A 25831-nucleotide genomic window follows, 5' to 3' on the forward strand; every position below is an offset into this window, starting at 1 on the left:
GAAATAAGTAATGCAAAGAAGAGAATTTTTAAAAAGATCAGCCGTGCTCTCAACACTAACCACGAGTGCTATGCTGGCAGATGAAGATAAGGACGACTATAAACCGCAGGCAAACTCACTAGAGCCTGAATTTCGAGTAAAGGACGGCAAAATTTCACTTAGTGATGGACATAGTGTTATTTTTTCGATGTGCCATGGCTGTACGACGAAGTGTGGCATAAGACTTCACGTAGACGACAAAAACGACCGCGTTTTAAGATGTAGTGGCAACCCATACCACCCACTCTCAAACGTACACTGGGCAAATTTTGACACATCGATAAATGACGCACTTCTTACCACAACACTAAGTGGCGAAGACGAAAAGCGAGCCACAGTTTGTGCTAGAGGAGCGATATTGCCTGAGATGATAGACTCACCTGCAAGGATACTAACGCCATTAAAAAGAGTTGGTAAAAGGGGTGAGGGAAAGTGGAAGAGCATAAGCTTTGAACAGCTAGTAGAAGAGGTCGTAGAGGGCGGAGATCTCTTTGGTGAGGGGCACGTAGATGGGCTAAGAGCAATATATAGCGACGAGCTAATAGACAGTGAAAACCCAGAGTACGGCACTAAGCGCAATCAATTTTTAAGTTTTTATCTATATGACGGACGCTCTGACATCGTTGATCGCTTTGTCAAAAAGTCATTTGGCACTATAAATCACTACTCGCACGGCGGAATTTGTGGTGGTGGCTTTAGGGTCGGCGGCAAGATCGCGCACAATGCAAAGGGTTTTGCACATACAAAACCAGACTATGAAAACTCTAAATTTGTTATCTACTGGGGCACTTCGCCCTCAAATGGTGGCAACCCTTTCCAAAAACAGGCAAAAATGCTCTCTTACGCAAGAGGCACGAGAGATGACTTTAGCTACGCAGTGGTCGACCCAAGCGTTACAAACGCTGTAAAATACGCCTCTTCAGATAAAGGCCGCTGGATAGCGATAAAGCCAGGCACCGACTCAGCTCTAGCCATGGCTATGATACGCTGGATCATAGAAAATGAAAAATACGCAACGAACTACCTTATCCAGCCAAATTTAGACCAGGCAAAGCTAGCAGGCGAGATACACTGGTGTAATGCCACGCATCTAGTCATCACCGAAAAAGACCACAAAGACTATGGCAAATTTGCACTTATCAACAATGAATGGCAGGTCTGCTCGCAAGATGGCAAGATACAAAGCCACAAGGTAAATGAACCAGCCAAGCTCTACTACAAAGGTAAAATTTTAATAGACGGCAAAAAAGTCGAGGTAAAAAGCTCAATGCAGCTTTTAAAAGAGTCAGCTTATAAGCATAGCTTAGAGGAGTACTCAAAAATTTGTGGCGTGAGCGTTGAAGATATCGTCTGGCTTTGCGAAAATTTCACCAAAAACGGCAGACAGGTGAGCACAAACGTGCATGGCGGTATGATGCATACGCAAGCTGGTATGACTACTTTTGCGATACTTTGTCTAAACACACTCATGGGCACTTATGGCTACAAAGGCGGCAACGTCAATGCAAGTGCCGGCACACACGAGTTTTTAAAGGGCAGATATGACCTTGAGGGCTTTGAGGGCGCTTATAAACCAAATGGTCTAAATTTATCAAGATCAGGCAAATACTACGAAACAAGCTCTGAGTATAAGCGCAAAGTAGCAGCTGGCGGCAGCGGCTATCCATCAACTCAGCCATGGTATCCTATCTCTATGCCACTTGTAAACGAAACGCTTACGAGTCATAAGGCTGGCTATCCATATAAAGTGAAAGTTTTCATAAACTACATGACAAACGTACTTTACGGCCAAGCAGGACTTGAAAGAGCGGTTTTAGACGTACTAAAAGATAGTAAAAATTTACCACTTTTTGTGGGGATAGACGCCTTTATGAACGAGACAAACGCCTATGCTGACTACATCGTGCCAGATGGGGTAAATTTAGAAAACTGGGCACTTCCAAACTCTCTTTGGGGAACGATAGCCAAAACCTCAGTCGTGCGCTATCCGGCTGTTAGCTCAAAGCAGGCAAAGGATAAAAACGGCGGCGCGATCGACGTTGAGGCATTTTATATAGCCGTAGCAAAGAGGCTTGGACTAAAAGGCTTTGGCAAAAATGCCTTCAAAGACAAAGATGGAAATTTCATGGACCTTGACGTAAAAGAGCAGTATTACGCGGCTGCACTAGCAAATTTGGCCTTTGACGGCGAGGGTGTGAAAGATATAAGCGACGAGGACAAAAAGCTTAGTAAGATATCAAGAGTGATGATAAAACTCGATCCTTATCTAAAAGACGAAGAGAAGCCAAAAGTAGCGCACATACTAGCAAAAGGTGGCAGATACGATAGCTACGAGAGCGCATATAAGGGTGATAAAGCAACCATAAAAGTGCCAGCGCCTACGCCAGCTTCTATCTACTATGAACCACTTGGTGGGCATAGACACTCAATAACAGGCGAATATATGCCAGGAGTGCCAAGTCTGATGCTACCAGTAGCAAGTGATGGCACACCGCTCGAGAAATTTTTCCCACGCTCTGAGTGGAAATACACAGTAAGCTCAAGAAAGTCAAATATCCAACACTTCTACACCTTTGTTAGCCCAAGGCTAAGAGCTGTTCATCCTAGCAACTTCATAAGGATAGCACCAGATGTTGCAAGTGAGCAGGGCATTCGCTCAGGCGATAAGGTCAAAGTGACTACTCCTTATGGTGCGCAAGTTGGTGAGGCGTTTGTGACGGATGGCGTTGCTAGCGGGGTTATTAGTATCGAGCATGGATTTGGTCATGATGAGTTTGGTATAAGAACGCACATCGTCGATGGAAAGCCAGCTTTTGGGATCGCAAATTTAGAAAAAGGGGTCAATCATAATAAGCTTGGACTTCTTGATCCAAAAAGAAATGGCGAATTTAGTTTAAATGACTGGTTGGTTGGCACTTGCGCTAGACAAGCACTTCCTGCAAAGATAAGGAAAATCAGCTAGTTTGATATAAATTTGGTGAGTAGAGTAAAATTTGCTTGCCAAATTTTATTTTTTGTAAGGGCTTTTGACTAGCGGATTGTAAATTTAGATACAGAGCAAACCTTTGGGCTGCTTGCAAGCCAAAATTTCCTCATATATTTATAGGGTTTCATAGTTAAATTTAATGTTTTAAATTTTACATGAGTTAAATTTAGTATTACTAGTTTGCTTTGGCTTTAAGCGCTCTAGTTTGCTAGATCCTCAGCCACTTTTGCAGCAAGTTTTAGCTTGTCGCTATCAAAGTGGGTGTAAATTCTTGAGGTATTTAAGCTTGCATGCCCTAGAGCTTCTTGCACTAAAACAAGGTCCTTTTGCTTTTTGTAAAGCATCGTTGCAAAGGTGTGGCGCAGCATGTGAGCACCATTTTTCTCTTTTCTGATGCCAGCTTTAAATAAAATTTGCTCAACTATGCGGCTAACATAAGCCTGCGTAAGCCTGGTGCCTTTTTTATTGATGAAAAGATAGCCTTCTTTGTTGATATAATTTATTGCGATCGCGTTTAGATGAGCTTCTATTAGGTGACGTTTTATCATAACAATGCGGTATTTATTGCCTTTGCCTCGGATCCTAATAATAAAAAGATCGCCATCTTCAGTGATGTCTTTTCGCTTTAAATTTAGAGCCTCGCTCACACGAATGCCAGTAAAAATTATCGTTTTTATTATGAGCTTATTGCGATTTGAGTTTTGCTTAAAGTCACTTTCTTCGATCGCATCTAGAAATTTTTTGACCTCATCTTCACCCATAAACTCAGGTAACTTTTGCCCTTTGTTGCCACTCACTCCGCCCCAGTTTTTTAAATTTATATCAAAAACATGGGCCTTGCCATCCTCTTCGTTTTGTTTGTCTAAAAACGCAAAGAAATTTATTACTGAGATGCGGTAATTTTTCTTACTAGCATCGCTTAGTCCGCCAGTCGTGCTAGCTAGTATTTCGCTTAGTAGCTCTTCATCGATCTGCTTTAGGCTGCTAAGCTCGTAAAATTTCATCGTTTCATATATTTTTTTAAGTGGATTAAAGTAGGTATTTATGCCGGTAAGCCCTGCGTTTCTCGCGCTTTTTACCAAGCCATCAAGCTGATCAATGTTTTTTACCTCGCGGCTTAGAGCGTAATTTACACTTTCAAGTGTCTTTGGATCCCTAAGCTCTTTATTCGAAAGTGAGCTAAGTTTAAATTTGACGTAGCGAGTGAGCCAAAATATAAATGAGTTTTCAAAATTATCTTTACAATCAAGCTGGTATTTCAAACCAATAACCTTAAATCTTTATTTTGAAAAGTATTATATTTGAAATTTTATGAAATAAAATTCAAAAACTATAAAAGCTTAAGCAAATATCCATTTTCAGCGGCTTCAATCTTATATTTATGCATCTTATCAAGCTCTAAAACCACTCTGAAATATCTATCATGCCAGCCTATGATTACATTTTTAAAATATTCATTTTCGAGTTTTAAGCTCTTAGTTTTAAAGCTTCTTGGCGACCTTGCAAAGTCAAGAACGATCTTATTTTTCTCATAAGTAAAATGCTTTAAATTTTTAGCTTTTGTAGCGATTTTTAGCTCTTTGTCGTTGGCTAGAAAGCTTATAAAACCTAGAAATTTAACATCTTTTCCATTTTTGACACTATCAACTGGCTTTGTAGTGGGCTCAATCTTTATCTCGACCACCTTTTGTTCAGGTTTTATGTTAGTTTCTTTTGCTTTGTCTGTGCTAAGATCGATCACTACAACACTTGGAGTTGGCATATCTGAAGTTTTGTTTCTATCTTTATTTGAAATTTTAGTTTCATTTTTTTCTATTATCACGGGAGTGCTTACTTTTTGGCTAGGCATATTTGCCATTGTGACTGAAACATCTAGCTTTTTTGCCACGACTGGTTCTGGATTTTTTACCTTATTTAAAGCAAATTCATCGCTGTAATCGATAGTTTTATTTATATCGGCTAGCCTTTTTTCCTTTATAGTACCGTCATTTGCTCTATATCTTATAGTGACATCTAGTAAAAGTGCCGCATCGCTTGGAAATTTAAACGAAAGAGAATCAAATCTATCAAATTTTTCTATGATATTTGTTGTCATAACGCTTGTATTTAGCTCGCTAATAGGCATAAATGGGTTCTCTCTAGCAAAGACGCTTGCTGCAAATATAGATAAAACTAACCAAATTTTTTTCATCATTCCTACTTTTTATTAAAGTCTGGCTCAAGGCCTTGTAATTCAAAATAATCTTTTTGCAGGCGCGCGTTCATTTTTTTTAAAATTTCCACGTCCTCGCTAAGTCTATCTTTTTTACTCTGAAGACTTAGCATAACATCAAGTGAGCGTTTGCCAAACATCATGTTACCTACATAAAAGGCAAACATAGCCACACAAATTGTGGCTATGACATATCGTAATGTTGGTCTAATATATTTTACAATTTTATGAAATATGCCATCGGTGCTGCCATATTCGTCTAAAATTTCGCTCAAATATTATCCCCCAAAAACTCTCCAGCCTCAAGCTCGATCTCAAGTAAGCGGTTGTATTTTGCATTACGCTCGCTTCTTGAAGTTGCACCTGTCTTTATCTCGCCAGTGTTTAGAGCAACTGCGAAGTCAGCGATGAACGCATCTTCGCTCTCGCCGCTTCTATGACTTATTATGCAGCGATATCCATTTCTTTGAGCAAGGCGGACAGTTTGCATAGTTTGCGTGACTGAGCCTATTTGATTTGGCTTGATGAGGATCGCATTTGCGATATTTTTCTCAATGCCTTCGCGTAAAATTTTCTCATTTGTGACAAAAAGATCATCGCCAACTAGCTGCACCTTGCTACCAAGCCTTTTTGTAAGCTCAGCCCAGCCGCTCCAGTCGTCCTCGCTAAGGCCATCTTCGATAGAAAATATCGGATATTTTTCGCAAAGTTTTTCATAGTAGCTAATAAGCTCGTCGCTGCTAAATTTCTTGCCCTCAAGCTCGTATTTGCCGTCTTTATAAAGCTCGCTTGAAGCGACGTCAAGTGCTAGTTTTATCTGGTTGCCTAGCTCATATCCAGCCTCTTTTACAGCTTGTGAGATGAGCTTTAGCGGCTCTTCGTTATCTTTTAAATTTGGAGCAAAGCCACCCTCATCGCCGACAGCCGTGCTGTGTCCAGCTGCGTTTAGGATAGATTTTAGCTTGTGATAAATTTCAGTTGCAGCTCTTAGCGCCTCGCTAAATGTGCTAAAACCAAATGGCATTATCATAAATTCTTGAAAATCAACGCTGTTATTTGCGTGTGCGCCGCCATTTATTATGTTAAACATCGGCACTGGTAAGATGCTAGCATTTGCACCGCCAAGGTAGCGATAAAGCGGGACATTTAGGCTCTTTGCAGCTGCGCGAGCTACCGCCATAGATACGCCAAGGACTGCGTTTGCGCCTAAATTTGAGTAGTTGTGCGTGCCATCAAGCTCAAGCATCTCATCATCAACTGCTCTTTGGTTGTAAGCATCAAGGCCGATTATCGCCTCAGCGATCTTTTCATTTACGTTTGAAACAGCTTTTAAAACGCCCTTGCCAGCGTATCTCTCGTCTTTGTCACGAAGCTCAAGCGCCTCACGCTTGCCAGTGCTTGCGCCACTTGGTACGATCGCACTCGCCTCGGTTCCATCACTTAGTCTAACTGTCGCACGAACTGTTGGGTTGCCTCTGCTGTCTAAAACCTCGTGAGCTTCTACATCTTCAATAAATACCATTATTCATCTCCTGCTTCGTTTGTGTCGTCGTCTTCGTCTTTTGTGCCGCTGCTTATTAGGTGATCGATCCCCATTGAGCCTTTGATCGCCGCTACTATCTCATCAGAAATTTCTGGGTGCTCTTTTAGATAGGCTTTGGCGTTTTCTCTACCTTGACCTAGTTTTTCGGCCTTGTAGCTAAACCACGCGCCTGATTTGTCGATAATGTCGAGCTTTACGCCATAGTCGATGATCTCGCCCTCTTTGCTCACACCCTCGCCAAACATGATGTCAAATTCAGCCACTTTAAATGGAGGCGCGACCTTGTTTTTAACCACTTTTGCTTTTGTGCGGTTGCCGATAGGCTCGTCATTTTGTTTAAGTGTGGCTATTTTTCTAACATCGATTCTTACAGATGAGTAAAATTTAAGCGCATTACCGCCAGTTGTGGTCTCTGGTGTGCCATATCCCATCATACCGATCTTCATACGAATTTGGTTGATGAAGATAACAGTTGTCTTCATCTTGCTTAAAATTCCAGTTAGCTTTCTAAGTGCCTGACTCATTAGTCTTGCCTGCAAACCAACGTGCTGATCGCCCATGTCACCATCTATCTCGCTCTTTGGAGTAAGAGCAGCGACGCTATCAACCACGATAAGATCGATCGCGCCACTTCTTGCAAGCGTCTCAACGATCTCAAGTGCCTGCTCGCCAAAGTCTGGTTGAGAGACATAAAGGTTGTCGGTATTTACGCCTAAATTTGAAGCGTATTTTACATCTAGTGCGTGCTCTGCATCAACAAATGCACAAATTCCACCAGCTTTTTGCGCTTCAGCGATGATGTGAAGTGTGAGCGTGGTCTTACCAGAGCTCTCTGGTCCGTAGATCTCGATGATCCTACCTTTTGGGACGCCGCCTATGCCAAGAGCCAGATCAAGCCCTAGCGAGCCAGTCGGTATCGACTCGATAGCCTCAACCTCTTTGTCGCCAAGTCTTAAAAGCGTGCCTTTGCCAAAAGCTTTATCGATCTGCTTTAGCGCAAGCTCAAGCGCCTTTTTCTTGTCCGCTTCGCTCTCTGGGATAGCTATCTTTTTGTCACTATCTTTTTCTTTTGCCATTTTTTACCTTATAGTTGAAATTTGGCTTGATTTTATCTAAAAAGAGATGAATTTTACTTGATTTACTCGCAAATTATAATATTTTCGCCAAGCAGTGCAGCGCTATCAATAAGAGCAAAAAGCTGCTCTTTTTCAAACAAAAATCCATAAATTTGATCTTCGTTTTTTAGTATCGCTAGCTTAAGCGGCTCTACAAGTGAGCTTGCGCAAAGGTTTAAAAAAGCTTCATCGATACTGTTTTGCAAAATTTGGGGTTTGGTTTTGAAATTTTCATCTTTTATAAAAGAGATAAACTCCTCTTGCGAGGTAGATTTATTAAATTTAAAAATTAGTTTTTCTTTTAAGGCCTGGGCCAAAATTTCATCAAATTTAACTAGGTCGATGTGATCTTTTACACCCAAAATTTTGGCAAAATTTAGCAAGTTTTTATCATAACTAGCCATATTTTTCTCATGCTCGCTTTGTGCCTTTTTAGCCCTATAAATGGCGTAAAAACCGATAGCTATAAACAAAAGTGAAAGGGTAAAAACTTCGCTCAAAAACTCACTCATCATCATCCTTATAAAATGCAAACTTCAGTCTTAAGCTCTACGCCAAATTTATCTAAAACTCTAGCTCTAGCCAAATTTATAAGGCTAGTGGCGTCTTCAAAGCTTGCGTGGTTAAAATTTATCAAAAAATTTGCGTGCTCTTCGCTAAATTTCGCTCCGCCGATAGCGTATCCTTTTAGTCCAACTGCCTCTAGCATTGCCCCTGCAAAGTGGCCCTCTGGATTTACAAAGCAGCTGCCAAAACTAGCCCCTTTTGGCTGGTTTGCCCTTTTTGCACTTATGGTCTCAGAAATGCTCGTATCAAAGCCATTACAAAGCTCAAATTTAGCCCCCAAAATAGCCTCGTCTATGCCGCTGTGACGGTAGCTAAAGCTTATCTCGTCTTTGCTAACCCAGCCACGAGCCAGACGCACATGCGTGAGATTATCGCTTATGCTAAATTTAAGCAGCCCGGCGTTCATTTTTATAAGTCCGCCAAGCGTGCCAGGGATATTTTTTAAAAACTCGAGGCTAGCTATGTTATTTTGTTTAGCGAAGTTGTAAATTTTGGCAGATTTTGTCGCAGCGCCTATCTCAAGATGGATTTTATCGCCTAAGCGTTCTAAATTTATATAGTCAAAACTCTTGCCAAGTATTGCCATTTTTGGAGGATTTGGCGAGATAAGAAGGTTATTGCCTCCGCCTATCATCACAGCGCCTAAAAACTCGGCTGAATTTAAATCTTCAAGGCTATTTACCTCGAAAATTTCATGCATGCCACCGATTCTAACTGAAGTAAATTTAGAAAAGTCAATGAGCCTTGTCACTGGATAAATTCCGGTATAAACTCAAACATGCGAGTAGTAAATTCAACCATCATCGAGATCATCCAAGGCATCAAAAATATGATGACAACGACAACTAGCAAAATTTTTGGCACGAAGCTTAGCGTAGTTTCGTTTATCTGCGTGGTCGCTTGAAAGATGGAGATGATAAGACCTGCGATTAGGCCGCTTAGCAGCATCGGAAGGCTTATATAAAGGGCGATCTTAAAAGTTTCAACTCCAAGCGAGACAAGCGTACTTTGCATCAGCTAAACCTTACTTCGTTGTACTCAGTAGGTATAAGGTAGTCGTTTACGTCGATTGGCTTTTCAAAAAAGCCTTTTTCGTAGCCTATTTGATAGAGCTTATTTAGCGCTTTTAACTGAGTTTCGTTCATGCTTATTGACTCGTCATTTGCGTATAAATTTAGATATGCTTTAAGCTCATCTTTGCCAACTCTGATGAGGTTTCGCTCCATTAGCATGTGAGATAAAAATGGCTTGTGCGAAGTGGCGATCCTAACGGCCTCGCTAAGCACTCTCTCGCACTCGATTGCATCAGTTATCGGTAGACTTCGTCTAAGCGCCATGCCGCCAAGTGGAAGCGGTAAATTTTCGCCGTTTAGCTCGCTCCAAATGTCCCAAATTTCACGCTCGACGCAGAGCTTGTCTGAGAAATTTAAGATACTTTCATGTATGAGCACCCCAGCATCGACCTCGCCGCTAAGCACGGCATTTTCGATCTCAAGGAAATTTTTATAAACGATCCTTGCCTCTGGGTAGGCTATGCGAAAGAGCAGGGCATTTGTCGTGTTTTTGCCAGATAGCGCGACCTTGAAATTTCGCTTTAGCTGCTTATCTTTTAGCTTGATAAGCTTTGGGCCATATCCATTGCCAAAGCTCACCGCGCAGCGTAAAAGTGCAAATTCATCGCAAATTTTTGGATAGAGTGCAAAGCTGATCGCCGTTGCCTCATAAGTGCCTTTTAGCGCCTCTTCGTTTAGCGTTTCTATATCAAGCACCTTTGATGTGAAGGCTAAATTTTTACTACCAACCCAGCCAAATTTGACCGCAGCATACATGAAAATATCGTCAGCGTCTGGCGAGTGAGCGACGTTTATGGTTTTTAGATTGTGCAAAGATGATCCTTTTTTTGATTACGCCATTTTAATGAAATTTATTTAAAATAAAGTTTTAAGGGCGGTTTTGAAACGATTTTACCAGCTTTGCCTCTTTGAAATTTAGCACGTATTTCACGTCTATGGCGTCTTTGGCACCTTTTCTTCGAGCTTGGAGCGTTGAGTAAAATGGATGCTTAAGTTCAAGCATCTTAATCAGTTTTTGATCGCTATCTTCTTTTTTTATATTTTCAACGATTATTGTCGTTATAAATTTGCCTTCAAACTCGTAAAATGGCCAGACTATCACGCCTGCATCGCTTGTTTTAAAGTCCGTAATTTTAGAATTTTTAGAGATATTTAGCATGGAGATGATCTTTTTGCGCGAGCTGTCCGCGTTTTGAACCGAGATCACCTTTACAAGCAGATCTTTTTTAACGCCGAGGCCATTTTGACTAAAGCGATAAACTCCGTCTTCAAGGATGCCAACCTTTTCAAAGGCCTTAGCGTAGTTTGCAGCGGTGCAAGTAGTCAGCAAAAGTGACAGAAACATTAAAATTTTTATAAATTTCATCTTTTCTCTTAAAATTTCACTCTCTTTAGCCTATCTGAGGCAAAATTTTGCCTACCAAATTTAGCCTCATCTTTGCCATTTAGCTCGACTAGATCGCCTGTAAAGCCACAAATGTCATTTTTAACAAGATAACTTCCCACGCCATAAGTATCAACCGGCGTATTATAAGCTTCAAATTCTTTTATAATTTTAGGGCTAAAGCCTGAGCTAACTACGATTTTAACGTATTTAAAGCCAGCTTTATCAAGCGCCTCTCTTAGAGCAAATATAAGCTCCTTGCAAACGCCATGTGGGTCAAATTTACTTGTATCTTTGTCCTCAAAATACTTATCTATCAAATTTTTACTAGTATCGACTCTAACCGCGCCAAGCCTTTCTTTTAGGGCATTTGCAGCCTTTAGTGCGTCTGTGATCACGTCGTTGTTATAATCAACCAAGGCCGTGATCTTCTCATTTTTAAAGGTTTTAGCATAAATTTCTGAGGCTTTTACTATATCCCCACCGCACATTTGAATGAGTGCGTGAGGCATGGTGCCGCCACCCTTTAGCCCCGTAAGCTCGCCCTGAGCATCTGTGGCGACCTTTTTGATGCCGCCTACAAATGATGCATAGCCGTCGCCTGGTTGCGTGCAGATGTCATCTTGCCTATCCGCCATACTAAAGACCACCTTGCCATTTGCCGCTCTTATCACGTCTCTTGAGTTTGTCGCTACGCAGCTTCTTCTAGTAAGCGTCGCATCGATCACATTTTCTAAAAAGCCAAAATTTTCATACTTGCCGCTTATTTTTAAAACTGGCTCATTTGCGTTTATGATATCGCCATCATTAAGCGCATAAATTTCAAGCTCACTTGGGTCTTTGGCAAATTTATTGATGACGGCTAAAACTTCGTCAATGCCGCAAAGCACGATATCATCACGCCTTTGAAAAAACTGCATCGTCACATGCTGATCTGGCAGGTTTTGCTTAATTATCTCATTTACTTTTAGAAAATATTTCGCAGTAAAGTAGCCCTCGCCGATCCTTGGATCTAGCTTAAAAGTCTTATCTGTTAGCCTATCTATCTTGCCTTGCAACTTTAGCTCAAGTTCGTTCATATTTGTCCTTTTTTGGTGTGATTATAGCATTTTGGTAGAAAAGTGAAAATTATAAAAATATATTTTAAGAATGTATAAGAGTATATTTTATAAAATCTTGAAATTTTACTTTTAAAGGAAAAATATGAAAAAGTTCTTACTTCTAATGGTTGCAATTTTTGCATTTGGCAATGAAAATTTGCTAGTAAGTGCAGGCGGTGGATATAAAAAGATAGTCGAAGCAGTCGCGCAAAATCTCAAAAAAGATGGCGTAAATATCGACACTTCTTTTGCAAACATCACAGCTATCATGGCTCAGGCAAAAGAGAGCAAAACTGACGTGATCGTGGGCGATGAAGACTTTTTGAAAAAGTCTGATCTAAAGATCGCTGAGTATGTAAATTTAGGCTCAGGCGCTTTGGTGCTAGCTACTAAAAAAGGTGTGAAAATTGAAAAAGTTGATGAGCTAAAAACTCTTTCTAAGATCGCTATGCCAGATGCAGTAAAGACAGTTTATGGCAAAAGAGCGAATGAATTTATGCAAAAAGCAAATTTAAGTGGCGAGCTAAAAGATAAAATTTTAGCAGTTGCTGGCGTGCCACAAGTCGTTACTTATATATTAAATGGCGAAGTTGAGGCAGGATTTATCAACCAGACCGAACTAAACGCACACAAAGACGAATTTGGTAGTTCTATCTTGATAGACAAAACCCTTTATGCTCCAGCAAACATCGTAGCTGCAAAGCTTGAAGGATGCGACAAAAAGGCTGATTGTGAGAAATTTTTAAATGAGTTAAAAAGTGAGAGATCAAAAGAAATTTACACTAAATTTGGCATAAGATAAGGCTAAATTTGCAAGAGCTCTCTTGGCTGTTTGATCCGCTATTTTTAAGTGTAAAGGTCGTTTTGTGCCAAGGGGCTTTGCTTATCATTTTTGGGCTGGCTTTGGCTTATTATTTAGCTTTTAGTAAGGCTAAATTTAGAGCTATTTTAGAGATGATCGTAACTTTTCCACTCATCTTTCCGCCCATTGCTACTGGATTTTTACTGCTTTATCTGCTTGGTAAAAATGGCATCGTCGGCAAGGCTTTAAATTTAGAGATTATTTTTAGTTTTAAGGCTCTTGTGTTAGCTGCTTTTATAGCTTCTTTGCCACTATTTGTAAAGCCTGTCGCTTCTGCTCTTGGCTCACTTCCAAAGAGCCTAAGTGAAGCAGCATATAGCCTTGGAAAAGATAAATTTCAAACAGCTATTTTTGTGCTTTTTCCATGTGTTGCAAAAAGCGTAGCAGCGGCTTTTATCTTAGCGATCTCGCGTGGGCTTGGCGAGGTTGGCATAACACTTATACTTGGCGGAAATATAATAGGAAAAACCGACACTATCTCGCTTGCCATTTATAATGCCGTATACGATGGTAAAAGCGATGAAGCACTAGTTTTAAGCCTTGTTTTGGTTGTGTTAAGTTTTATTTTGTTTGGGATTATAAATTTGCTTGATAAAAGTAAAATTTAAAGTGAGTGGCGAGAGGATGAGAGAATCGAACTCCCCACCAGACGGTCAACCGCCCAGTCATCGGGTTTGAAGCCCGTGAGCATCACCAGATTACTTTATCCTCCGTGCGCGTTATTTTAGCAGATTTAGATAAATTTTAGCCCATTTTATATAAACTTTTTTGAAATTACAAAAGGATTTCTGATTTTAAAATTTAGCGTTTTTGCATTTTTGGCTCTATTTTTTTTCTCTTGCTCTTCAGTACTAACCCCAGCAACCGCGCCACTAAATGTCTATGATGCGTACTCTATTTCACGCGATAAACGTGGTATTTACTCGATCACAAGAGATAAATTTATACAAAGCAAATTGCAAAGCAAAATTTTATTTTCAAAAGGTCTTAGTAATATTGATATCGAGATAGAGGTTTTTTACGGAGATGCTTATCTTATCGGACTCGTTGATAGCAAAGAGCTTGAAGATAAGCTAGTAGAATTAGCCAAAAGCACAGATGGAGTGCGGAAAATTTATACCTATCTTCGTATCAAAAAGCCAGAGTATCCATGCGATAGTCTAAAAATTCTTGCAAACTTAAAGCAAAATCTTTTTAAAGATAGTATAGTTGAGGGCACAAATGTGCGTGTTAGCATAGTTGGCTGTGATGTTGTATTTAGCGGCGTAGTTGATAGCATCGAGCAAGAAAAACATGCTATTTGGTACGCTAAACACATTGACAGCGTGGCCGATGTCTACTCGTTCATCAAAGTTATCAAATAAATTTAGCTCAAATATCGCTCTTCTTTACAAAGCTTGCTATTAGGCTTGGTAAGATGATTAGCGCGCCAAGAAGCATAAAAACCATAACAAGATCGGTTAGTAGGCCAAAATATATAGTTGGAATAAAATTGCTAGTTATCATCACGCTAAAGCCAAGAAAAATAGTGAATGATGTGTAATACATCGCATATCCGATGCTTGCGTGTGCGACTTTAATACTCTCAAAAACGCTTTTTGTAAGCATTTCTTCTTTAAAGCGGTGGATGTAGTGAATGATATCATCAACACCGATACCAATACTAATGGCTGCGATTGTGATACTCATCACATCAAGCGGAATGCCAAAAAATCCCATCACGCCAAAGAGCGTGCAAAGTGGGGTTAAATTTGAAACTATCGCAATGGTTGCTAGCTTTATACTTCTAAAAATAAAGCAAAATATGACAAAAAGTATAGCGACGGTTAGCCCAAAAGTATCAACTTGTGAGCTAAGTAAATTTTGAAGCATATTGTTATAAAGCACCATCATTCCGGCAACTTCTATGCTTACATTGTCATTTTTAGTAAGCTGTGCTAGCCCTTCTCTAAGCTCCTTTAGAAATAAATTTCGTCTAAGCTCGGAGTCGCTATCGACGATCCTTATACTAAATCTAAGCTCGTCATCTTCAACGCTCACATAAGGACTTAATAAGATGTTTCTATAATTTTGTGGCAATTTCTCATACATCGCAGCCAGTAAAAAATCATCACTCGCACCGTTATTTAGCTCTTTTATGGCTTTTATAAGGGTTGCTAGCGAGCTTACATGTCCGACAAATTTTTGCTCTTTTAAATAGTCGTGAATCTTCTCAGCAACCCTTGTGTGATAGCTATTAAACCAGTATTTCGCATCCTTGGCATTGCTTTCAAACTCATTTTCAAACTCATCTTGTTCAGCATTTTTATCTTGTTTTTGTTCTTTAAATTTCACTATCACATCAACTGGTATCGTGCCGCCAAGTTTGGTATCAATAACTTGCATTCCTTGGCGAATTTCTGTGCTTTCTTTAAAGTAGCCAATGAAGCTATTTTCAACCTTTATCTTGCTGATACCATAAACGCCAAAACAGACAACTAGCGCACAAACTATATAAATAATCTTTCTTGAGTTTAGGGCTAAATTTGCGCAGTATTTTGTAAATTTAAAGCTATTTTCAAAGGTTCTAATGGGAGCTAATTTTTCTAAATTTACATTTATCGCGCCAAATAGCAAAAACGCAAGCACAAGCGAAACGCTAATGCCAGTGCTCATCATAATGCCAAGCATGATAACTGGCTTTATGTCAGCACTCATGAGTGAGCTAAAGCCAATAACTGTGGTAAATATCGCCCAAAAAGATGGAGAGAATTTATCGCGAAGCGTTAGATAAATTAGCTGATTTTGGCTATATTTTGGATGCTTTGCGTAAAATTCTCGGTAGCTAACGACAAGATGAATCACAGTTGAAATGGTAATGATGAGCTGAAGTGCGATGTAGTTTGAGCTAATGACCGTCACTTCCCAGTCAAATATACCAAAAATTCCGGTCGTAAAAATGGCACTTACAGCACATATAAACATCGGCAAAACTATCCATCTAACCTGCCTGAAAAATAGCCATAAACTAAAGCTAAGAAGAGCAAGTACGCTTAATCCATAGACCAAAAGATCACTTTTTATAAAGCCTATCATATCATCGGCGATCATATTTGCACCGCCTAAAAATAGCTCGTCATTTGCATTAAATTTAGCTATGGTTGCTTTTATGGACTCAAGGTTTTCGTGATCACTTTTTCTAAGCTCATCTCGGTAGGCTTTAAACTCATAGGCAAGAGCCTCTAGCTTAAGTCGCTCAGCTTGTGTGATAGTGCCGTTTGACTCTTTTTGGCTAAGTAAATTTCTCTCATTTACAAGCTCGTTAAATTTCTCATCTTGTTTTAAATTTAGAGCAATCGCTGTGGTTTTTAGATCTTTGCTTATCAAATTTCCGCTGTAAATCGGGCTTTTGGCAAACTCAAGCTTTGCTTTTGAAATATTTATATCTTTATCTTGCAGCGTTGGAGTATGATCTAAGATACCAGTAATCCCGCCTTTTACACTATTTAAAAGCGGAATATTTATTATAGAGATGACGCTATTTACCATATCGTTTTTAGCTAGTTCATCGCCTAAATTTTTGATAAGTTCTAAATTTTTAGGTGAAAAAAGATCATCTTTTGGGGTAAAAGCAACCACTAAAAATCCGGGTGAGTCGTAGCGTTTGGCTATCTCCCTATAAGCTTTTAAGTCAGGATCATGCTCAAGCAGCAGCGTTTCAGCTGACGCATCAACGCTAAGCTTAGTGCTAAGATAGCCAAAAACTACGCTTAAAGCTAAAATTAGAGCAATAATAAGCTTATTTTTAGCAATGATAAATTTAAAAATTTGTCGCATTAAGGATTGGTTTTATTTTGATCAGGCAAAACAGCTTCGTTTAGCTTTTGTAAAAGAGTATTGAAATCAGCGTTATTTAGCACATCACCAAACTGACTTCTATAAGTTTGAAGGATGCTTACACCAACGATATCAAGATCGTAAATGAGCCAACCACGCTCTTTAGTGTCATAAAATTTATAGACAAATTCGTAGCTCTTGCCATCATTTATGAGCTCAGATGTGAGCCAATATCTATTTTTTTGAGGTTCGCTCTCGCCAGTTATACGTATCTCTTGATCTTTGTATCCTAAAAGTTTATCTATGTATGAGCTTTTTAGTTTTTGCTCAAATGCTGCGTCAAATTTAGTCTGCTCATCGCTACTTAGGCTGTTGTAACGTTTACCAAGGCTAATCTTTGCCATTTGTTTATAGTCAAAAAATGGATCAAGAAGAGCAAAAATTTCTTTTGTCTTTGCATTATTGTCTAAATTTGTATCTTTTAAAATTTCAATAACCTTTGTTGTTTTCATCTCTACTTCAGGTTTGATCTGCTCTTTTGAAATAGCAAAAAGGCTATTTGTAAAAAGTAAAATCATAGTTAGAATTTTTAAAATTTTCATATTTACTCCTTGATAAGCTTATCGCGTCTTTGCTCGTAAGCATCGCGTAAAAATGGATAAAGATCAATAGCATCTTTTCTTAGTTTTTCATAAGCAGTTGGATCTTGTGAAAAGCTATTAAACGCTCTATATGACTTGATACCAGTTGATAAAAGTATAGGATCAACGTAGCTAATAGGATCAGCAAAATAATCTCCGACCATGCCACCAGTATCTCTTAAATTTGATGGTCCAATAAGTGGCCAAACGATATGAAAACCGCTGCCAAGCCCCCAATATCCAAGCGTTTGTCCAAAATCTTCATCGTGAGGTTTTAGATTGTAGTATTTTGCTCCGTCTGTTAGTCCGCCAAAGCCTATTATCGTATTTGCTAAAAATCTCAATGTCTCTTCGCCAGCGTTTTGAAATTTAAACTGAAGTAAGTTATTTACAAAGCGAACCGGGAAAAGCAAGTTGTCAAAGAAATTTGAAACCATTGTTCTAGCTGTTTTTGGTACAACATAGGCATAGCCTTTTGCCACCGGAGTTAGCATATTTACATAGATAAAGTCATTTGCATGTGTCATCATTCTATTGTAACCACTAAGCGGGTCAAAAACATCTTTTTTTGCTTCAAATTCAATATCAAATTCGTCGCTTTCGCTATTCGTATTTATGTCCGTATTAGCACAGGCTAAAAGCAAACTAAAAAAGATAGAAAGCAAAAATTTCATACTAAGCCTTATTTTTATTTATAAAATGTAGCTCGATTTTATCTTTTAAAAACTTTACAAGAAATTAAGAGAAATTTATAAATTGGCTTAAATCTTTAAGCTTAAGGATTAATATAATTAGATATACTTCACAAATTATTCTCTAATATAGTAAAGGTAAAAATTTTGAAAGCAGATATAAATTTAGAACTATTTTTAGGCGAAGATACACAGGTTTTAGCTAAACATATTACATTATTAAAGGCCATAAAAGAGACAAAAAGTATCACAAAAGCAGCGGAATTGGTTGGTATATCGTATAAAAATGCTTGGGACTGCCTTGATACGATAAATAATAAAAGTAGCAAGCCGCTTATTATTAGAGCTGATGGAAATAAAAAAAATAGTGGCTCTGAACTAAGCGAGTATGCCAATAAACTGATAAAAATTTATGATGCCATTCTTGAGACTCAAAAGGATTTTTTGCAAAAAATTTGTCAAAAAGTAGATTTTGAGGATGTAGATATTATAAATCTTCAAAGAATGAATATGAACTTAAGTGCCAGAAATCAGCTCTCATGTGAGATTATTGGCATAAACCGCGGTGCGGTAAATTCTCAAATAGTTGCAAAACTAAGTAATGGCTGTACGCTTGAGTCAAACATTACAGTCGAGAGTGAGAAAAATTTAGGCCTAAAAGTTGGACAAAAAGTTATTTATATTTTTAAAGCTCCAGCTGTCATTTTGGCTAAGGATCTAGATATAAAAATAAGCACAAAAAATCAATTAAAAGGCGAGGTGATCGAAGCAAAGATAGGTGCTGTAAATGCTGAAATCACTTTAAAACTAAGCGATGAACAGACTTTAACTGCTATCATCACAAAAGATAGTGCTATCCAGATGAAAATAGGTGTTGGCGATACACTTTTAGCAATAGTAAAATCATCTCAAATCATTATAGGAGTTTAAATGAGAAAAGTTTTTAAATTTTTATGTGTGACAGCTTTGCTTGCCATAAATGCATTTGGCGCTGAAGTAAATGTATATGCAGCAGCAAACACAACATACGCATTTCCAGAGCTTATAAAAGAGTTCAATAAGCTTCATCCAAACGCAAAGATCAACTTAACCCTTGGTGCAAGTGGTGGTCTTGTTACTCAGATCCAAAACTCAGCTCCAGCTGATATATTCATGGCTGCTGATATGGGCTTTGCGCAAAAAGCTTATGATACAGGCTTTGCAGTAGCTGCTCCAAAAGTTTATGCACAAGGCGCTGTTGCTATTTTTTCTATCAGAGATGTTGATTTCAAAAAAGGTATCGAAGTTGTTCGTGGCTTAAAAGCGATCTCTATCGCAAATCCACAAACCGCACCATACGGCAAAGCTAGTATAGAGGCTCTTAAAAATGCAAAACTTTATGATGAAGTAGAAAAAAATATCGTCTATGCTCAAAAAATTTCTGAAACTCTATCTCAGGCGCTAAGTGCATCTGATGTAGGTTTTATCGCTGCTAGTGCACTTTTTGATGAGAAAATGTCAAAATACAAAGAGGGCGTTAATTACATCTTTGTTCCACAAGAGCTATACACTCCGATCGATCAAGGTATCGTTCTTCTAAAACATGCTGAAAAAAATGATGATGCAAAAGCATTTTATGAGTTTATCTTAGGTGATAAATCAAGAGAAATTTTCAAGAAATTTGGTTACAACGTTCCAGCTAAATGATAAGAGCAAAGATCGTTGGAATTTTAACTAAAGATGACGTTAGCTTATTTGAGCTAAAGGGTCTAAATTTAGAGGCGAATTTATTTATGCTAGTCTTGAATGAGGCTAGCAAATTTGCCTTAGATGATGAGATCGACTTAGGTTTTAAAAGCTCCGATGTTATCTTGGCAAAAGACAAACTAAGCAATAGCTCGCTTGAAAACGAGCTAAAGTGCGTGATTGAAGCTATAAATTTTGGTGAAATTTTAAGTGTTATTAGCTTAAAGTGTGGCGGAATTTACTTCGAAGCTATTATCTCAAATCACGCATTAAAAACTATGAACATAGGTGAAAACGATGAAGTCTTTGCCTATATAAAATCTACAAGCATTCACATAAGTACACAAAAATGATAGAAATTTCTTGTAAAAAAGAGCTAAATGGCGGTGGCGGAAAATTTTTACTTGAGGCCGACCTTAGCTTTGAAAGTGGTGATTTTGTCGCACTTTATGGAGCAAGCGGTGGCGGAAAGACCACCATTTTACGCTTGATCGCTGGCTTTGAAGCACCACAAAGTGGCTTTATAAGAGTTGGGGATAAAATCTTCTTTGATGAAAAGACAAATTTGGCTCCACAAAAGCGAAATATCGGCTTTTTATTTCAAGACTACGCACTTTTTGAAAATATGAATGTCTTTAAAAATTTACTCTTTGCAAAAAACGATCTAGCTCTAGCAAATAAACTTCTTGATATTTGTGGCCTAACAAGCCTAAAAAATGCAAAAATTAGCACTCTTTCTGGCGGCCAAAAACAACGTGTTGCTTTAGCTCGTGCGGTCATGAGAAAGCCTGAAATTTTACTACTTGATGAGCCGTTAAGTGCGCTTGATAATGCCATGCGTGAGAAACTTCAAGACTATTTGCTAGCACTTCATGATGAGTTTAAGATGAGCATTATTTTAGTAAGCCATGATATCGCTGAAATTTATAAGCTTTGCAATAAAGTCTTTGTCCTTGAAAACGGCAAAATTTCAAGATCAGGTAGTGCAAATGAGATATTTTTAAAGAGTGCAGGATCGCAGAAATTTGCCTTTAATGCTAAAATTTTAGAGATAAAAAAACGTGATGCTATTTACGTGGCAAATGTATTAATAAACCGCCAAATCTGTGAAGTGGTGCTAAGTAGTAGCGAAGCAATGAATCTAAAAGCAGGCGATATGGTAGTAGTTAGCACAAAAGCATTTAGTGTAAATTTGGAAAAAGCATGATAGACGAGTTAAGAAGTATCGATTACGAGCCATTTTGGCTATCACTAAAATTATCTTTTATAACAACTTTTATTTTATTTTTTGCCTGCATTGCACTTGCATATTTTATGTCGCAGAAAAAATTCTTTGGCAAATCATTTTTAGAGTCAATAATCTCACTGCCTTTGGTTTTGCCGCCAAGTGTTCTTGGCTTTTATCTGCTCATTTTTCTTTCGCCTTATTCGGCCTTTGGTAAATTTATTGAAGAAATTTTTGGAGTTAGGCTTGTTTTTAACTTCACAGGTCTTGTTGTGGCAAGTTGTATCTATTCATTGCCATTTATGTTTGGGCCGATTTATGCTGGGCTAAATAGCCTAAAAAAGAGCCTTTTTGAAGCGAGTTATAGTCTTGGTAAAAATAAGCTCACGACTATTTTTAGGGTGATTTTGCCAAGCATCAGATCAAATTTATTAACAGCTACTGTCGTTAGTTTTGCTCACACTATGGGCGAGTTTGGTGTTGTTTTAATGATAGGCGGTAGCGTAGCTGGAGAGAGCAAGGTTGCGAGCATTGCGATATTTGAAGCGGTTGAAATGCTTGATTACACCAAGGCTCATATCTATGCACTTTTGATGCTAATAATTAGCTTTTTTGTTCTTTTCGTAGTTTATCTTTTAAATTCTAAAAAAGCTTAAGACAAAGCTTATAAAGATATAATAGTAAAAATTTTAAAGGATGAAGTATGATAAACGTGCCTACAAGTATATATTTAAATACACTAGACGGTAAGGAATTTGATTTTTCCGCCTTTGCAAGAACGCATGACTGCGTTATTTTTATCTACCCAAAGATAGGCGAGGACTTTAATCTTTTAAGTGAGCAGCTGCAAAATACTGCGGGCATGAAGGGCTGCACCAAACAAGCGATAAACTATAAGAAATTTTTAAAAGATTTTAACGATCTTGGTTTCATGGTAGTGGCCATTAGCTCACAAGATATCGCAGCTCAAAAGAAATTTCAAGAAGAGACTTCAACTGGAGTCATGTTTCTAAACGATAGTGAGTTTATGCTTGAGAGAGCACTTGAACTTCCAGTTTTTTCTGCATCAAATGGACATAAATTTTACTTTAGACAAACGCTCATCATAAAAGATGGCAAGATAAGGCGCGCATATATAGTGGATGATCCTGAGAATGATGCTAAAAATATGCTAGAAAAAATCAAAGAAAAAGACTACTAGGAGCTAAAATGAGCCAAAATAGCAAAATCGAAAAGTCTTATGATGAGCTAACTTATAAATCAATAGCCTTTGCCCAATCATCGCCATATAGGCTTGAAGCTTGTGCGACACTTCTTGGCATAACTCCACCGCCATGCGAAAATGCAAGAGTTTTAGAGATAGGATGTAGCTTTGGCGGAAATTTGATCCCATTTGCAGTAAATAATAAAAATGCAAAAGTAGTTGGCATAGATCTTAGCGGCGAGCAGATAAGGCGAGGGCAAGAGATCGTTAAAGAGATGGGGCTTACAAATTTAGAGCTTATACACGGCGATATTTGCGAATTTAAAAGCGATGAGAAATTTGACTATATCATCGCTCATGGTGTTTTTAGCTGGGTGCCTGACTTTGTAAAAGAAGCTATATTAAAAGTCGTAAGAGAGAATTTAAGTGCAAATGGCGTGGCATTTATCTCTTATAATGTTTATCCTGGCTGGAAAGTAAAAGACATCGTAAGAGATATAATGCTACTTGCTGCAAAAGATAAAGAGAGCATGCAAGAGAGGTTAAAAGCAGCCAAAGAAGCACTTTTAGTCTATAAAGAATATTTGCTAACAAGAGATGAAGAAATTTATGAGGGGAAAATACCCCTTAAGATGCTTCTTTTTGTAACAGAACATGTGCTCTCAAAAGATGACTTTTACATAGCTCATGAGTTTTTAGAATATACAAATGATCCATTTTATTTTAAAGATTTTAATGCCATGCTTGCCAAAAATGAGCTTACTTATCTTTGTGAGTATACGCTTGATGATATTTTTACCCCAGATGTTGGCACGGCCGTAGTAGATGAATACAAAAATAACAAGTTTAAGGACAGAATCGATCTAGAGCAATTCATGGATATGATTAGCAACAAAGTCTTTAGACAAAGCCTAATAGTCCATAGCAAAACTTATGAGAGCATAGCCAATAAACAAATAGGCCCAAGCGATATCAATAAAATTCACGTTGTGGCAGATTTTATAAAGAAAGATAACCAGTGGCAAGATAGTTATGGTGCTATGCCACAAGATATATCATGGCTTTGCGAGGTCTTTTATAAGATGTATCCAGCCAGCATAAACCTTTCTCAGATTTTAGAAATTTTGCCAGAAGATAAGCTCATGGTTTATAGCGCTTTTGTAAGAATTTTAACAAACTCGTCTGATGCAATGATCTTAAAAGATGAGCAAAAAAATATCGAGTATAGGCCCGGCTACTCAAGGCTTAGTCAAAATTTAATAAATTATGTAAGATATTTTTTAAATCATAAAAATAATGCCGATGTTGTTTTTGCTAATAAATTTAGCATCTCAAGGAAGCTTAACAATATCGATTATTACATACTTTTATTGCTTGATGGTAAAAATAGCTTAGAAGATGTCGCAGCAAAAACCTTAAAATTTATTAAAGAGAACAACGAAAATATATTTGATATAAATGGCAAAGTGCTTAAAAAAGATAAAGTCGCAGCAAACATAATGAGCTACGTGCTAGGCACAGCAAAAATAGCTAGCATGCTTTATCTACTAGAAGAAATTTAAGGTTTAATTTTACTTTGCTTATATAGTTGTATGATTTTATCTTTTAGATTTAGTGTGTTTTTTGAGAGAGCTATGAAAAATGGGCTTTTTAAATCAGCAAGCTCGTAGCTCATCTCTTTGCCGCTATTAGCATCAAATACTTTTCCACCGCAAAATTTCACGAGCGCCTCTCCTGCTGCATTGTCCCAAAGGTAGCTTGGGGCAAATCTCAAATAAGCTCCACCAAATTCAACCAAACGGCAAAATTTTATAGCTGAGCCGATGCACCTTTGCTCAAAATTTAAGCTCTGTCCTATAAATTCTATCTCTTTGGCGTCGCCTCTTCTGCTTGAAAAGATTAGATTGTCTAAATTTTTATCTTTTTTATTTAGATCGATCCTCTTTATGATTTCATTATTGTCACCTAAAATTTCTTTAAAAGCGCCATTTTCATCAGCATAAAAAAGCTCTTTGCTAACCGGGATAAATATCACGCCAAGCACTGGTCTAGCTTTTTTTATAAGCGCTATGCAAACGCAAAATTCGCCGTTTCTAGCTAGAAATTCTTTCGTGCCATCAAGAGGATCTACGAGCCAAAACTCATCTTTGTCACTCTCTTGCAAGATGCTCTCTTCAGAGCAAATTTTTATCCCGCTTTTGCTTAGAATTTTTATTATCGCTTCATTTGCAGCTAGATCAGCGCTAGTTAGTGGCGAGCTGTCATCTTTTAGGCAGACTTTAAGAGCCGTATTATCTGCAGAGTAAAATTTCATTATTTGCACTCCAGCATTAACGGCTGCTTTGATGGCTAAATTTAGAAGCTCACTCATTTTGGTGTTCTGTTTGTCTCTCCAACATAAAGCTGTCTCGGGCGGACGATCTTTATCGTGTCTTGCTCTTTTAGCTCGATCCACTGGCTGATCCAGCCTGGCGTCCTGCCGATGACAAAGATAACGGCAAACATATTATTTGGTATGCCAAGCGCTTTTAGGATGAGCCCTGAGTGAAAATCAACATTTGGATATAAATTTCTACTTACAAAGTAGTCGTCATTTAGCGCGATCTCTTCGATGCGGTTGGCGATCTTGATGAGCTCTGAGCTAATGCCGATCTCATCCATCAGCTGATCTCTCATCTTTTTAAGCACCTTTGCGCGAGGGTCAAAGTTTTTATAGACCCTGTGACCAAAGCCCATTAGCCTAAATGGATCATTCTTATCCTTTGCTCTAGCGATGTATTTATCGACGTTTGCGACCGAGCCGATCTCTTCAAGCTGGCGGATGACGCCCTCGTTTGCCCCACCGTGAGCCCAGCCCCAAAGTGCGCCGATACCTGCGCTTATACATGCGTATGGGTGCGCGTGTGTAGAGCCAACAGTCCTAACGGTAGTCGTTGAGGCGTTTTGCTCGTGGTCAGCGTGGAGCATAAAGACCGTGTCAAGCGCCTTTATCTCGATAGGTTTAAGATCGACGTGCTCGTATGGATAGCCTCTCATCATATAGAGAAAATTTTCAGTAAAGCCACGATCTAAATTTGGATAGATGATAGGAAGACCGCGTGAGTAGCGGTAGCTAAAGGCTGCGATCGTTGGGATCTTGGCGATGATACGCATAGCCATTTCGTGATACTCTTCAGGCTTGTCCATATTTAGGTGGTCTGAGTAAAAAGCACTTAGCGCTGAGACTGCTGCTTGCAAGATCGCCATAGGGTGCGCCTTGTCTGGAAATGCATCAAATAGCTTCATCATGCCCTCATGTATGAAACTTCTTTTTTTAAGCTCGGTTTTAAAATTTATATACTGATCATTTGTTGGAAGCTCTTTGTTTAAGAGTAAATATGCCACGTCTAAAAATGTCTTATTTTCAGCCAAATACGCGATATCGTAACCTCTATACATTAGCTCGCCTTTCAAGCCGTCTATATAAGTTATCGCTGAGCGACACATCGCAGTTGAAGTATAACCTCTGTCAAAAGTAAACATTCCAGTATCACTAAAAAATGTCGATATGTCTATCACATCAGGTCCCATAGTCCCTTTTAGTATAGGAAACTCGTAACTCTTGCCGGTTCTGTTATCAGTTAGCGTAGCTGTATTTGATGACATTT

27 protein-coding genes and 1 tRNA gene are annotated in these 25831 nt (G+C 38.5%); 11 read left to right on the forward strand and 17 right to left on the reverse strand.

The window, feature by feature from the left end:
- Positions 1-10 precede the first annotated feature (10 nt).
- A complete protein-coding gene (locus tag TH67_RS09545; protein WP_072595356.1) occupies positions 11-3001 on the forward strand; it encodes a molybdopterin dinucleotide binding domain-containing protein in 2991 nt (996 codons plus the stop codon).
- A 224-nt stretch (positions 3002-3225) separates the two neighbouring features.
- On the opposite strand, the gene TH67_RS09550 is transcribed toward TH67_RS09545, so the two are convergent.
- The 11 genes from TH67_RS09550 to TH67_RS09600 form a co-directional block, all read right to left on the reverse strand.
- A complete protein-coding gene (locus TH67_RS09550; RefSeq protein WP_072595357.1) occupies positions 3226-4287 on the reverse strand; it encodes a tyrosine-type recombinase/integrase in 1062 nt (353 codons plus the stop codon).
- 68 nt (positions 4288-4355) lie between these two features.
- On the reverse strand, positions 4356-5216 hold the full coding sequence (locus TH67_RS09555; protein WP_072595358.1) for an AMIN domain-containing protein: 861 nt from the start codon (positions 5214-5216) through the stop codon (positions 4356-4358).
- A gap of 5 nt (positions 5217-5221) precedes the next feature.
- Positions 5222-5512, reverse strand: coding sequence for a septum formation initiator (locus TH67_RS09560; RefSeq protein ID WP_072595359.1), 291 nt, complete (start codon positions 5510-5512; stop codon positions 5222-5224).
- The gene (eno, locus tag TH67_RS09565) at positions 5509-6759 is read right to left on the reverse strand and encodes a phosphopyruvate hydratase (protein ID WP_072595360.1); all 1251 of its coding nucleotides are present in this window, start codon (positions 6757-6759) and stop codon (positions 5509-5511) included. The genes TH67_RS09560 and eno overlap by 4 nt, the downstream gene beginning before the upstream one ends.
- The gene (gene recA / locus TH67_RS09570) at positions 6759-7856 is read right to left on the reverse strand and encodes a recombinase RecA (RefSeq protein WP_072595361.1); all 1098 of its coding nucleotides are present in this window, start codon (positions 7854-7856) and stop codon (positions 6759-6761) included. Before recA ends, eno begins: the two co-directional genes overlap by 1 nt.
- A gap of 62 nt (positions 7857-7918) precedes the next feature.
- Positions 7919-8407, reverse strand: coding sequence for an addiction module antitoxin (locus TH67_RS09575; protein ID WP_072595362.1), 489 nt, complete (start codon positions 8405-8407; stop codon positions 7919-7921).
- An 8-nt stretch (positions 8408-8415) separates the two neighbouring features.
- On the reverse strand, positions 8416-9213 hold the full coding sequence (locus tag TH67_RS09580; RefSeq protein WP_072595363.1) for a UDP-N-acetylmuramate dehydrogenase: 798 nt from the start codon (positions 9211-9213) through the stop codon (positions 8416-8418).
- Positions 9210-9479, reverse strand: coding sequence for a flagellar biosynthesis protein FliQ (gene fliQ, locus TH67_RS09585; protein ID WP_223154533.1), 270 nt, complete (start codon positions 9477-9479; stop codon positions 9210-9212). The genes TH67_RS09580 and fliQ overlap by 4 nt, the downstream gene beginning before the upstream one ends.
- Complete coding sequence (locus tag TH67_RS09590) at positions 9476-10348, reverse strand: menaquinone biosynthesis family protein (protein ID WP_072595365.1); 873 nt, start codon at positions 10346-10348, stop codon at positions 9476-9478. Before TH67_RS09590 ends, fliQ begins: the two co-directional genes overlap by 4 nt.
- 55 nt (positions 10349-10403) lie before the next feature.
- Positions 10404-10901: a chemotaxis protein gene (locus tag TH67_RS09595; protein WP_072595366.1), complete on the reverse strand. Its 498-nt coding sequence runs from the start codon at positions 10899-10901 to the stop codon at positions 10404-10406.
- Between the two features lie 8 nt (positions 10902-10909).
- Complete coding sequence (locus TH67_RS09600; RefSeq protein ID WP_072595367.1) at positions 10910-11998, reverse strand: nicotinate phosphoribosyltransferase; 1089 nt, start codon at positions 11996-11998, stop codon at positions 10910-10912.
- 124 nt (positions 11999-12122) lie between these two features.
- Between TH67_RS09600 and modA (TH67_RS09605) the strand changes: the two genes are divergently transcribed.
- Positions 12123-12821, forward strand: coding sequence for a molybdate ABC transporter substrate-binding protein (gene modA / locus TH67_RS09605; protein ID WP_072595368.1), 699 nt, complete (start codon positions 12123-12125; stop codon positions 12819-12821).
- An 8-nt stretch (positions 12822-12829) separates the two neighbouring features.
- Entirely contained in the window at positions 12830-13489 is a 660-nt protein-coding gene (locus TH67_RS09610) for a molybdate ABC transporter permease subunit (RefSeq protein WP_072595369.1), read from the forward strand.
- Between the two features lie 6 nt (positions 13490-13495).
- Here the strand turns inward: TH67_RS09610 and TH67_RS10425 are convergent.
- Positions 13496-13593, reverse strand: a tRNA-Sec gene (locus tag TH67_RS10425).
- A gap of 76 nt (positions 13594-13669) precedes the next feature.
- Here TH67_RS10425 and TH67_RS09615 point away from each other — a divergent pair.
- Positions 13670-14245: a BON domain-containing protein gene (locus TH67_RS09615; protein ID WP_072595370.1), complete on the forward strand. Its 576-nt coding sequence runs from the start codon at positions 13670-13672 to the stop codon at positions 14243-14245.
- A gap of 7 nt (positions 14246-14252) precedes the next feature.
- Here the strand turns inward: TH67_RS09615 and TH67_RS09620 are convergent, their stop codons facing one another.
- From TH67_RS09620 to TH67_RS09630, 3 genes are read right to left on the reverse strand one after another with little or no spacing between them, the layout of a single operon-like run.
- Positions 14253-16697, reverse strand: a complete 2445-nt coding sequence (locus TH67_RS09620) for an efflux RND transporter permease subunit (protein WP_072595371.1) — start codon at positions 16695-16697, stop codon at positions 14253-14255.
- Complete coding sequence (locus TH67_RS09625; protein WP_072595372.1) at positions 16697-17299, reverse strand: Tgt2/MlaC family protein; 603 nt, start codon at positions 17297-17299, stop codon at positions 16697-16699. Before TH67_RS09625 ends, TH67_RS09620 begins: the two co-directional genes overlap by 1 nt.
- 2 nt (positions 17300-17301) lie before the next feature.
- Positions 17302-18012, reverse strand: a complete 711-nt coding sequence (locus tag TH67_RS09630) for an MlaA family lipoprotein (protein WP_072595373.1) — start codon at positions 18010-18012, stop codon at positions 17302-17304.
- A gap of 165 nt (positions 18013-18177) precedes the next feature.
- Here TH67_RS09630 and TH67_RS09635 point away from each other — a divergent pair, with 165 nt between their 5' ends.
- From TH67_RS09635 to TH67_RS09665, 7 genes are read left to right on the forward strand one after another with little or no spacing between them, the layout of a single operon-like run.
- The gene (locus tag TH67_RS09635) at positions 18178-18960 is read left to right on the forward strand and encodes a TOBE domain-containing protein (RefSeq protein WP_072595374.1); all 783 of its coding nucleotides are present in this window, start codon (positions 18178-18180) and stop codon (positions 18958-18960) included.
- Complete coding sequence (modA, locus tag TH67_RS09640) at positions 18961-19716, forward strand: molybdate ABC transporter substrate-binding protein (RefSeq protein WP_072595375.1); 756 nt, start codon at positions 18961-18963, stop codon at positions 19714-19716.
- Positions 19713-20108 carry a TOBE domain-containing protein gene (locus TH67_RS09645; protein ID WP_072595376.1) on the forward strand — a complete coding sequence of 132 codons (396 nt, stop codon included), beginning with the start codon at positions 19713-19715 and terminating at the stop codon, positions 20106-20108. The genes modA (TH67_RS09640) and TH67_RS09645 overlap by 4 nt, the downstream gene beginning before the upstream one ends.
- A complete protein-coding gene (locus TH67_RS09650; protein ID WP_072595377.1) occupies positions 20105-20962 on the forward strand; it encodes a sulfate/molybdate ABC transporter ATP-binding protein in 858 nt (285 codons plus the stop codon). Before TH67_RS09645 ends, TH67_RS09650 begins: the two co-directional genes overlap by 4 nt.
- The gene (gene modB / locus TH67_RS09655; protein WP_072595378.1) at positions 20959-21636 is read left to right on the forward strand and encodes a molybdate ABC transporter permease subunit; all 678 of its coding nucleotides are present in this window, start codon (positions 20959-20961) and stop codon (positions 21634-21636) included. The genes TH67_RS09650 and modB overlap by 4 nt, the downstream gene beginning before the upstream one ends.
- Positions 21637-21683: 47 nt before the next feature.
- Complete coding sequence (locus TH67_RS09660; RefSeq protein ID WP_072595379.1) at positions 21684-22181, forward strand: redoxin family protein; 498 nt, start codon at positions 21684-21686, stop codon at positions 22179-22181.
- Positions 22182-22189: 8 nt separating this feature from the next.
- A complete protein-coding gene (locus TH67_RS09665) occupies positions 22190-23746 on the forward strand; it encodes a class I SAM-dependent methyltransferase (RefSeq protein ID WP_072595380.1) in 1557 nt (518 codons plus the stop codon).
- On the opposite strand, the gene TH67_RS09670 is transcribed toward TH67_RS09665, so the two are convergent.
- The gene (locus tag TH67_RS09670) at positions 23743-24555 is read right to left on the reverse strand and encodes a 3'(2'),5'-bisphosphate nucleotidase CysQ family protein (RefSeq protein WP_072595381.1); all 813 of its coding nucleotides are present in this window, start codon (positions 24553-24555) and stop codon (positions 23743-23745) included. The two genes, TH67_RS09665 and TH67_RS09670, sit on opposite strands and share 4 nt — an antisense overlap.
- A complete protein-coding gene (locus TH67_RS09675) occupies positions 24552-25829 on the reverse strand; it encodes a citrate synthase (protein WP_072595382.1) in 1278 nt (425 codons plus the stop codon). The genes TH67_RS09670 and TH67_RS09675 overlap by 4 nt, the downstream gene beginning before the upstream one ends.
- Between the last annotated feature and the right edge of the window lie 2 nt (positions 25830-25831).

Source organism: Campylobacter concisus (assembly GCF_001891085.1).
Taxonomy (GTDB): domain Bacteria; phylum Campylobacterota; class Campylobacteria; order Campylobacterales; family Campylobacteraceae; genus Campylobacter_A; species Campylobacter_A concisus_O.

Bases quoted from the DNA above. Each gene is read 5' to 3' on its own strand.
- TH67_RS09545 (WP_072595356.1), top strand. From the start codon at position 11: ATGCAAAGAAGAGAATTTTTAAAAAGATCAGCCGTGCTCTCAACACTA.
- TH67_RS09555 (WP_072595358.1), bottom strand. From the start codon at position 5,216: ATGAAAAAAATTTGGTTAGTTTTATCTATATTTGCAGCAAGCGTCTTT.
- eno (WP_072595360.1), bottom strand. From the start codon at position 6,759: ATGGTATTTATTGAAGATGTAGAAGCTCACGAGGTTTTAGACAGCAGA.
- recA (WP_072595361.1), bottom strand. From the start codon at position 7,856: ATGGCAAAAGAAAAAGATAGTGACAAAAAGATAGCTATCCCAGAGAGC.
- TH67_RS09575 (WP_072595362.1), bottom strand. From the start codon at position 8,407: ATGAGTGAGTTTTTGAGCGAAGTTTTTACCCTTTCACTTTTGTTTATA.
- TH67_RS09595 (WP_072595366.1), bottom strand. From the start codon at position 10,901: ATGAAATTTATAAAAATTTTAATGTTTCTGTCACTTTTGCTGACTACT.
- TH67_RS09600 (WP_072595367.1), bottom strand. From the start codon at position 11,998: ATGAACGAACTTGAGCTAAAGTTGCAAGGCAAGATAGATAGGCTAACA.
- modA (WP_072595368.1), top strand. From the start codon at position 12,123: ATGAAAAAGTTCTTACTTCTAATGGTTGCAATTTTTGCATTTGGCAAT.
- TH67_RS09620 (WP_072595371.1), bottom strand. From the start codon at position 16,697: ATGCGACAAATTTTTAAATTTATCATTGCTAAAAATAAGCTTATTATT.
- TH67_RS09625 (WP_072595372.1), bottom strand. From the start codon at position 17,299: ATGAAAATTTTAAAAATTCTAACTATGATTTTACTTTTTACAAATAGC.
- TH67_RS09630 (WP_072595373.1), bottom strand. From the start codon at position 18,012: ATGAAATTTTTGCTTTCTATCTTTTTTAGTTTGCTTTTAGCCTGTGCT.
- modA (WP_072595375.1), top strand. From the start codon at position 18,961: ATGAGAAAAGTTTTTAAATTTTTATGTGTGACAGCTTTGCTTGCCATA.
- TH67_RS09645 (WP_072595376.1), top strand. From the start codon at position 19,713: ATGATAAGAGCAAAGATCGTTGGAATTTTAACTAAAGATGACGTTAGC.
- TH67_RS09650 (WP_072595377.1), top strand. From the start codon at position 20,105: ATGATAGAAATTTCTTGTAAAAAAGAGCTAAATGGCGGTGGCGGAAAA.
- modB (WP_072595378.1), top strand. From the start codon at position 20,959: ATGATAGACGAGTTAAGAAGTATCGATTACGAGCCATTTTGGCTATCA.
- TH67_RS09660 (WP_072595379.1), top strand. From the start codon at position 21,684: ATGATAAACGTGCCTACAAGTATATATTTAAATACACTAGACGGTAAG.
- TH67_RS09665 (WP_072595380.1), top strand. From the start codon at position 22,190: ATGAGCCAAAATAGCAAAATCGAAAAGTCTTATGATGAGCTAACTTAT.
- TH67_RS09670 (WP_072595381.1), bottom strand. From the start codon at position 24,555: ATGAGTGAGCTTCTAAATTTAGCCATCAAAGCAGCCGTTAATGCTGGA.
- TH67_RS09675 (WP_072595382.1), bottom strand. From the start codon at position 25,829: ATGTCATCAAATACAGCTACGCTAACTGATAACAGAACCGGCAAGAGT.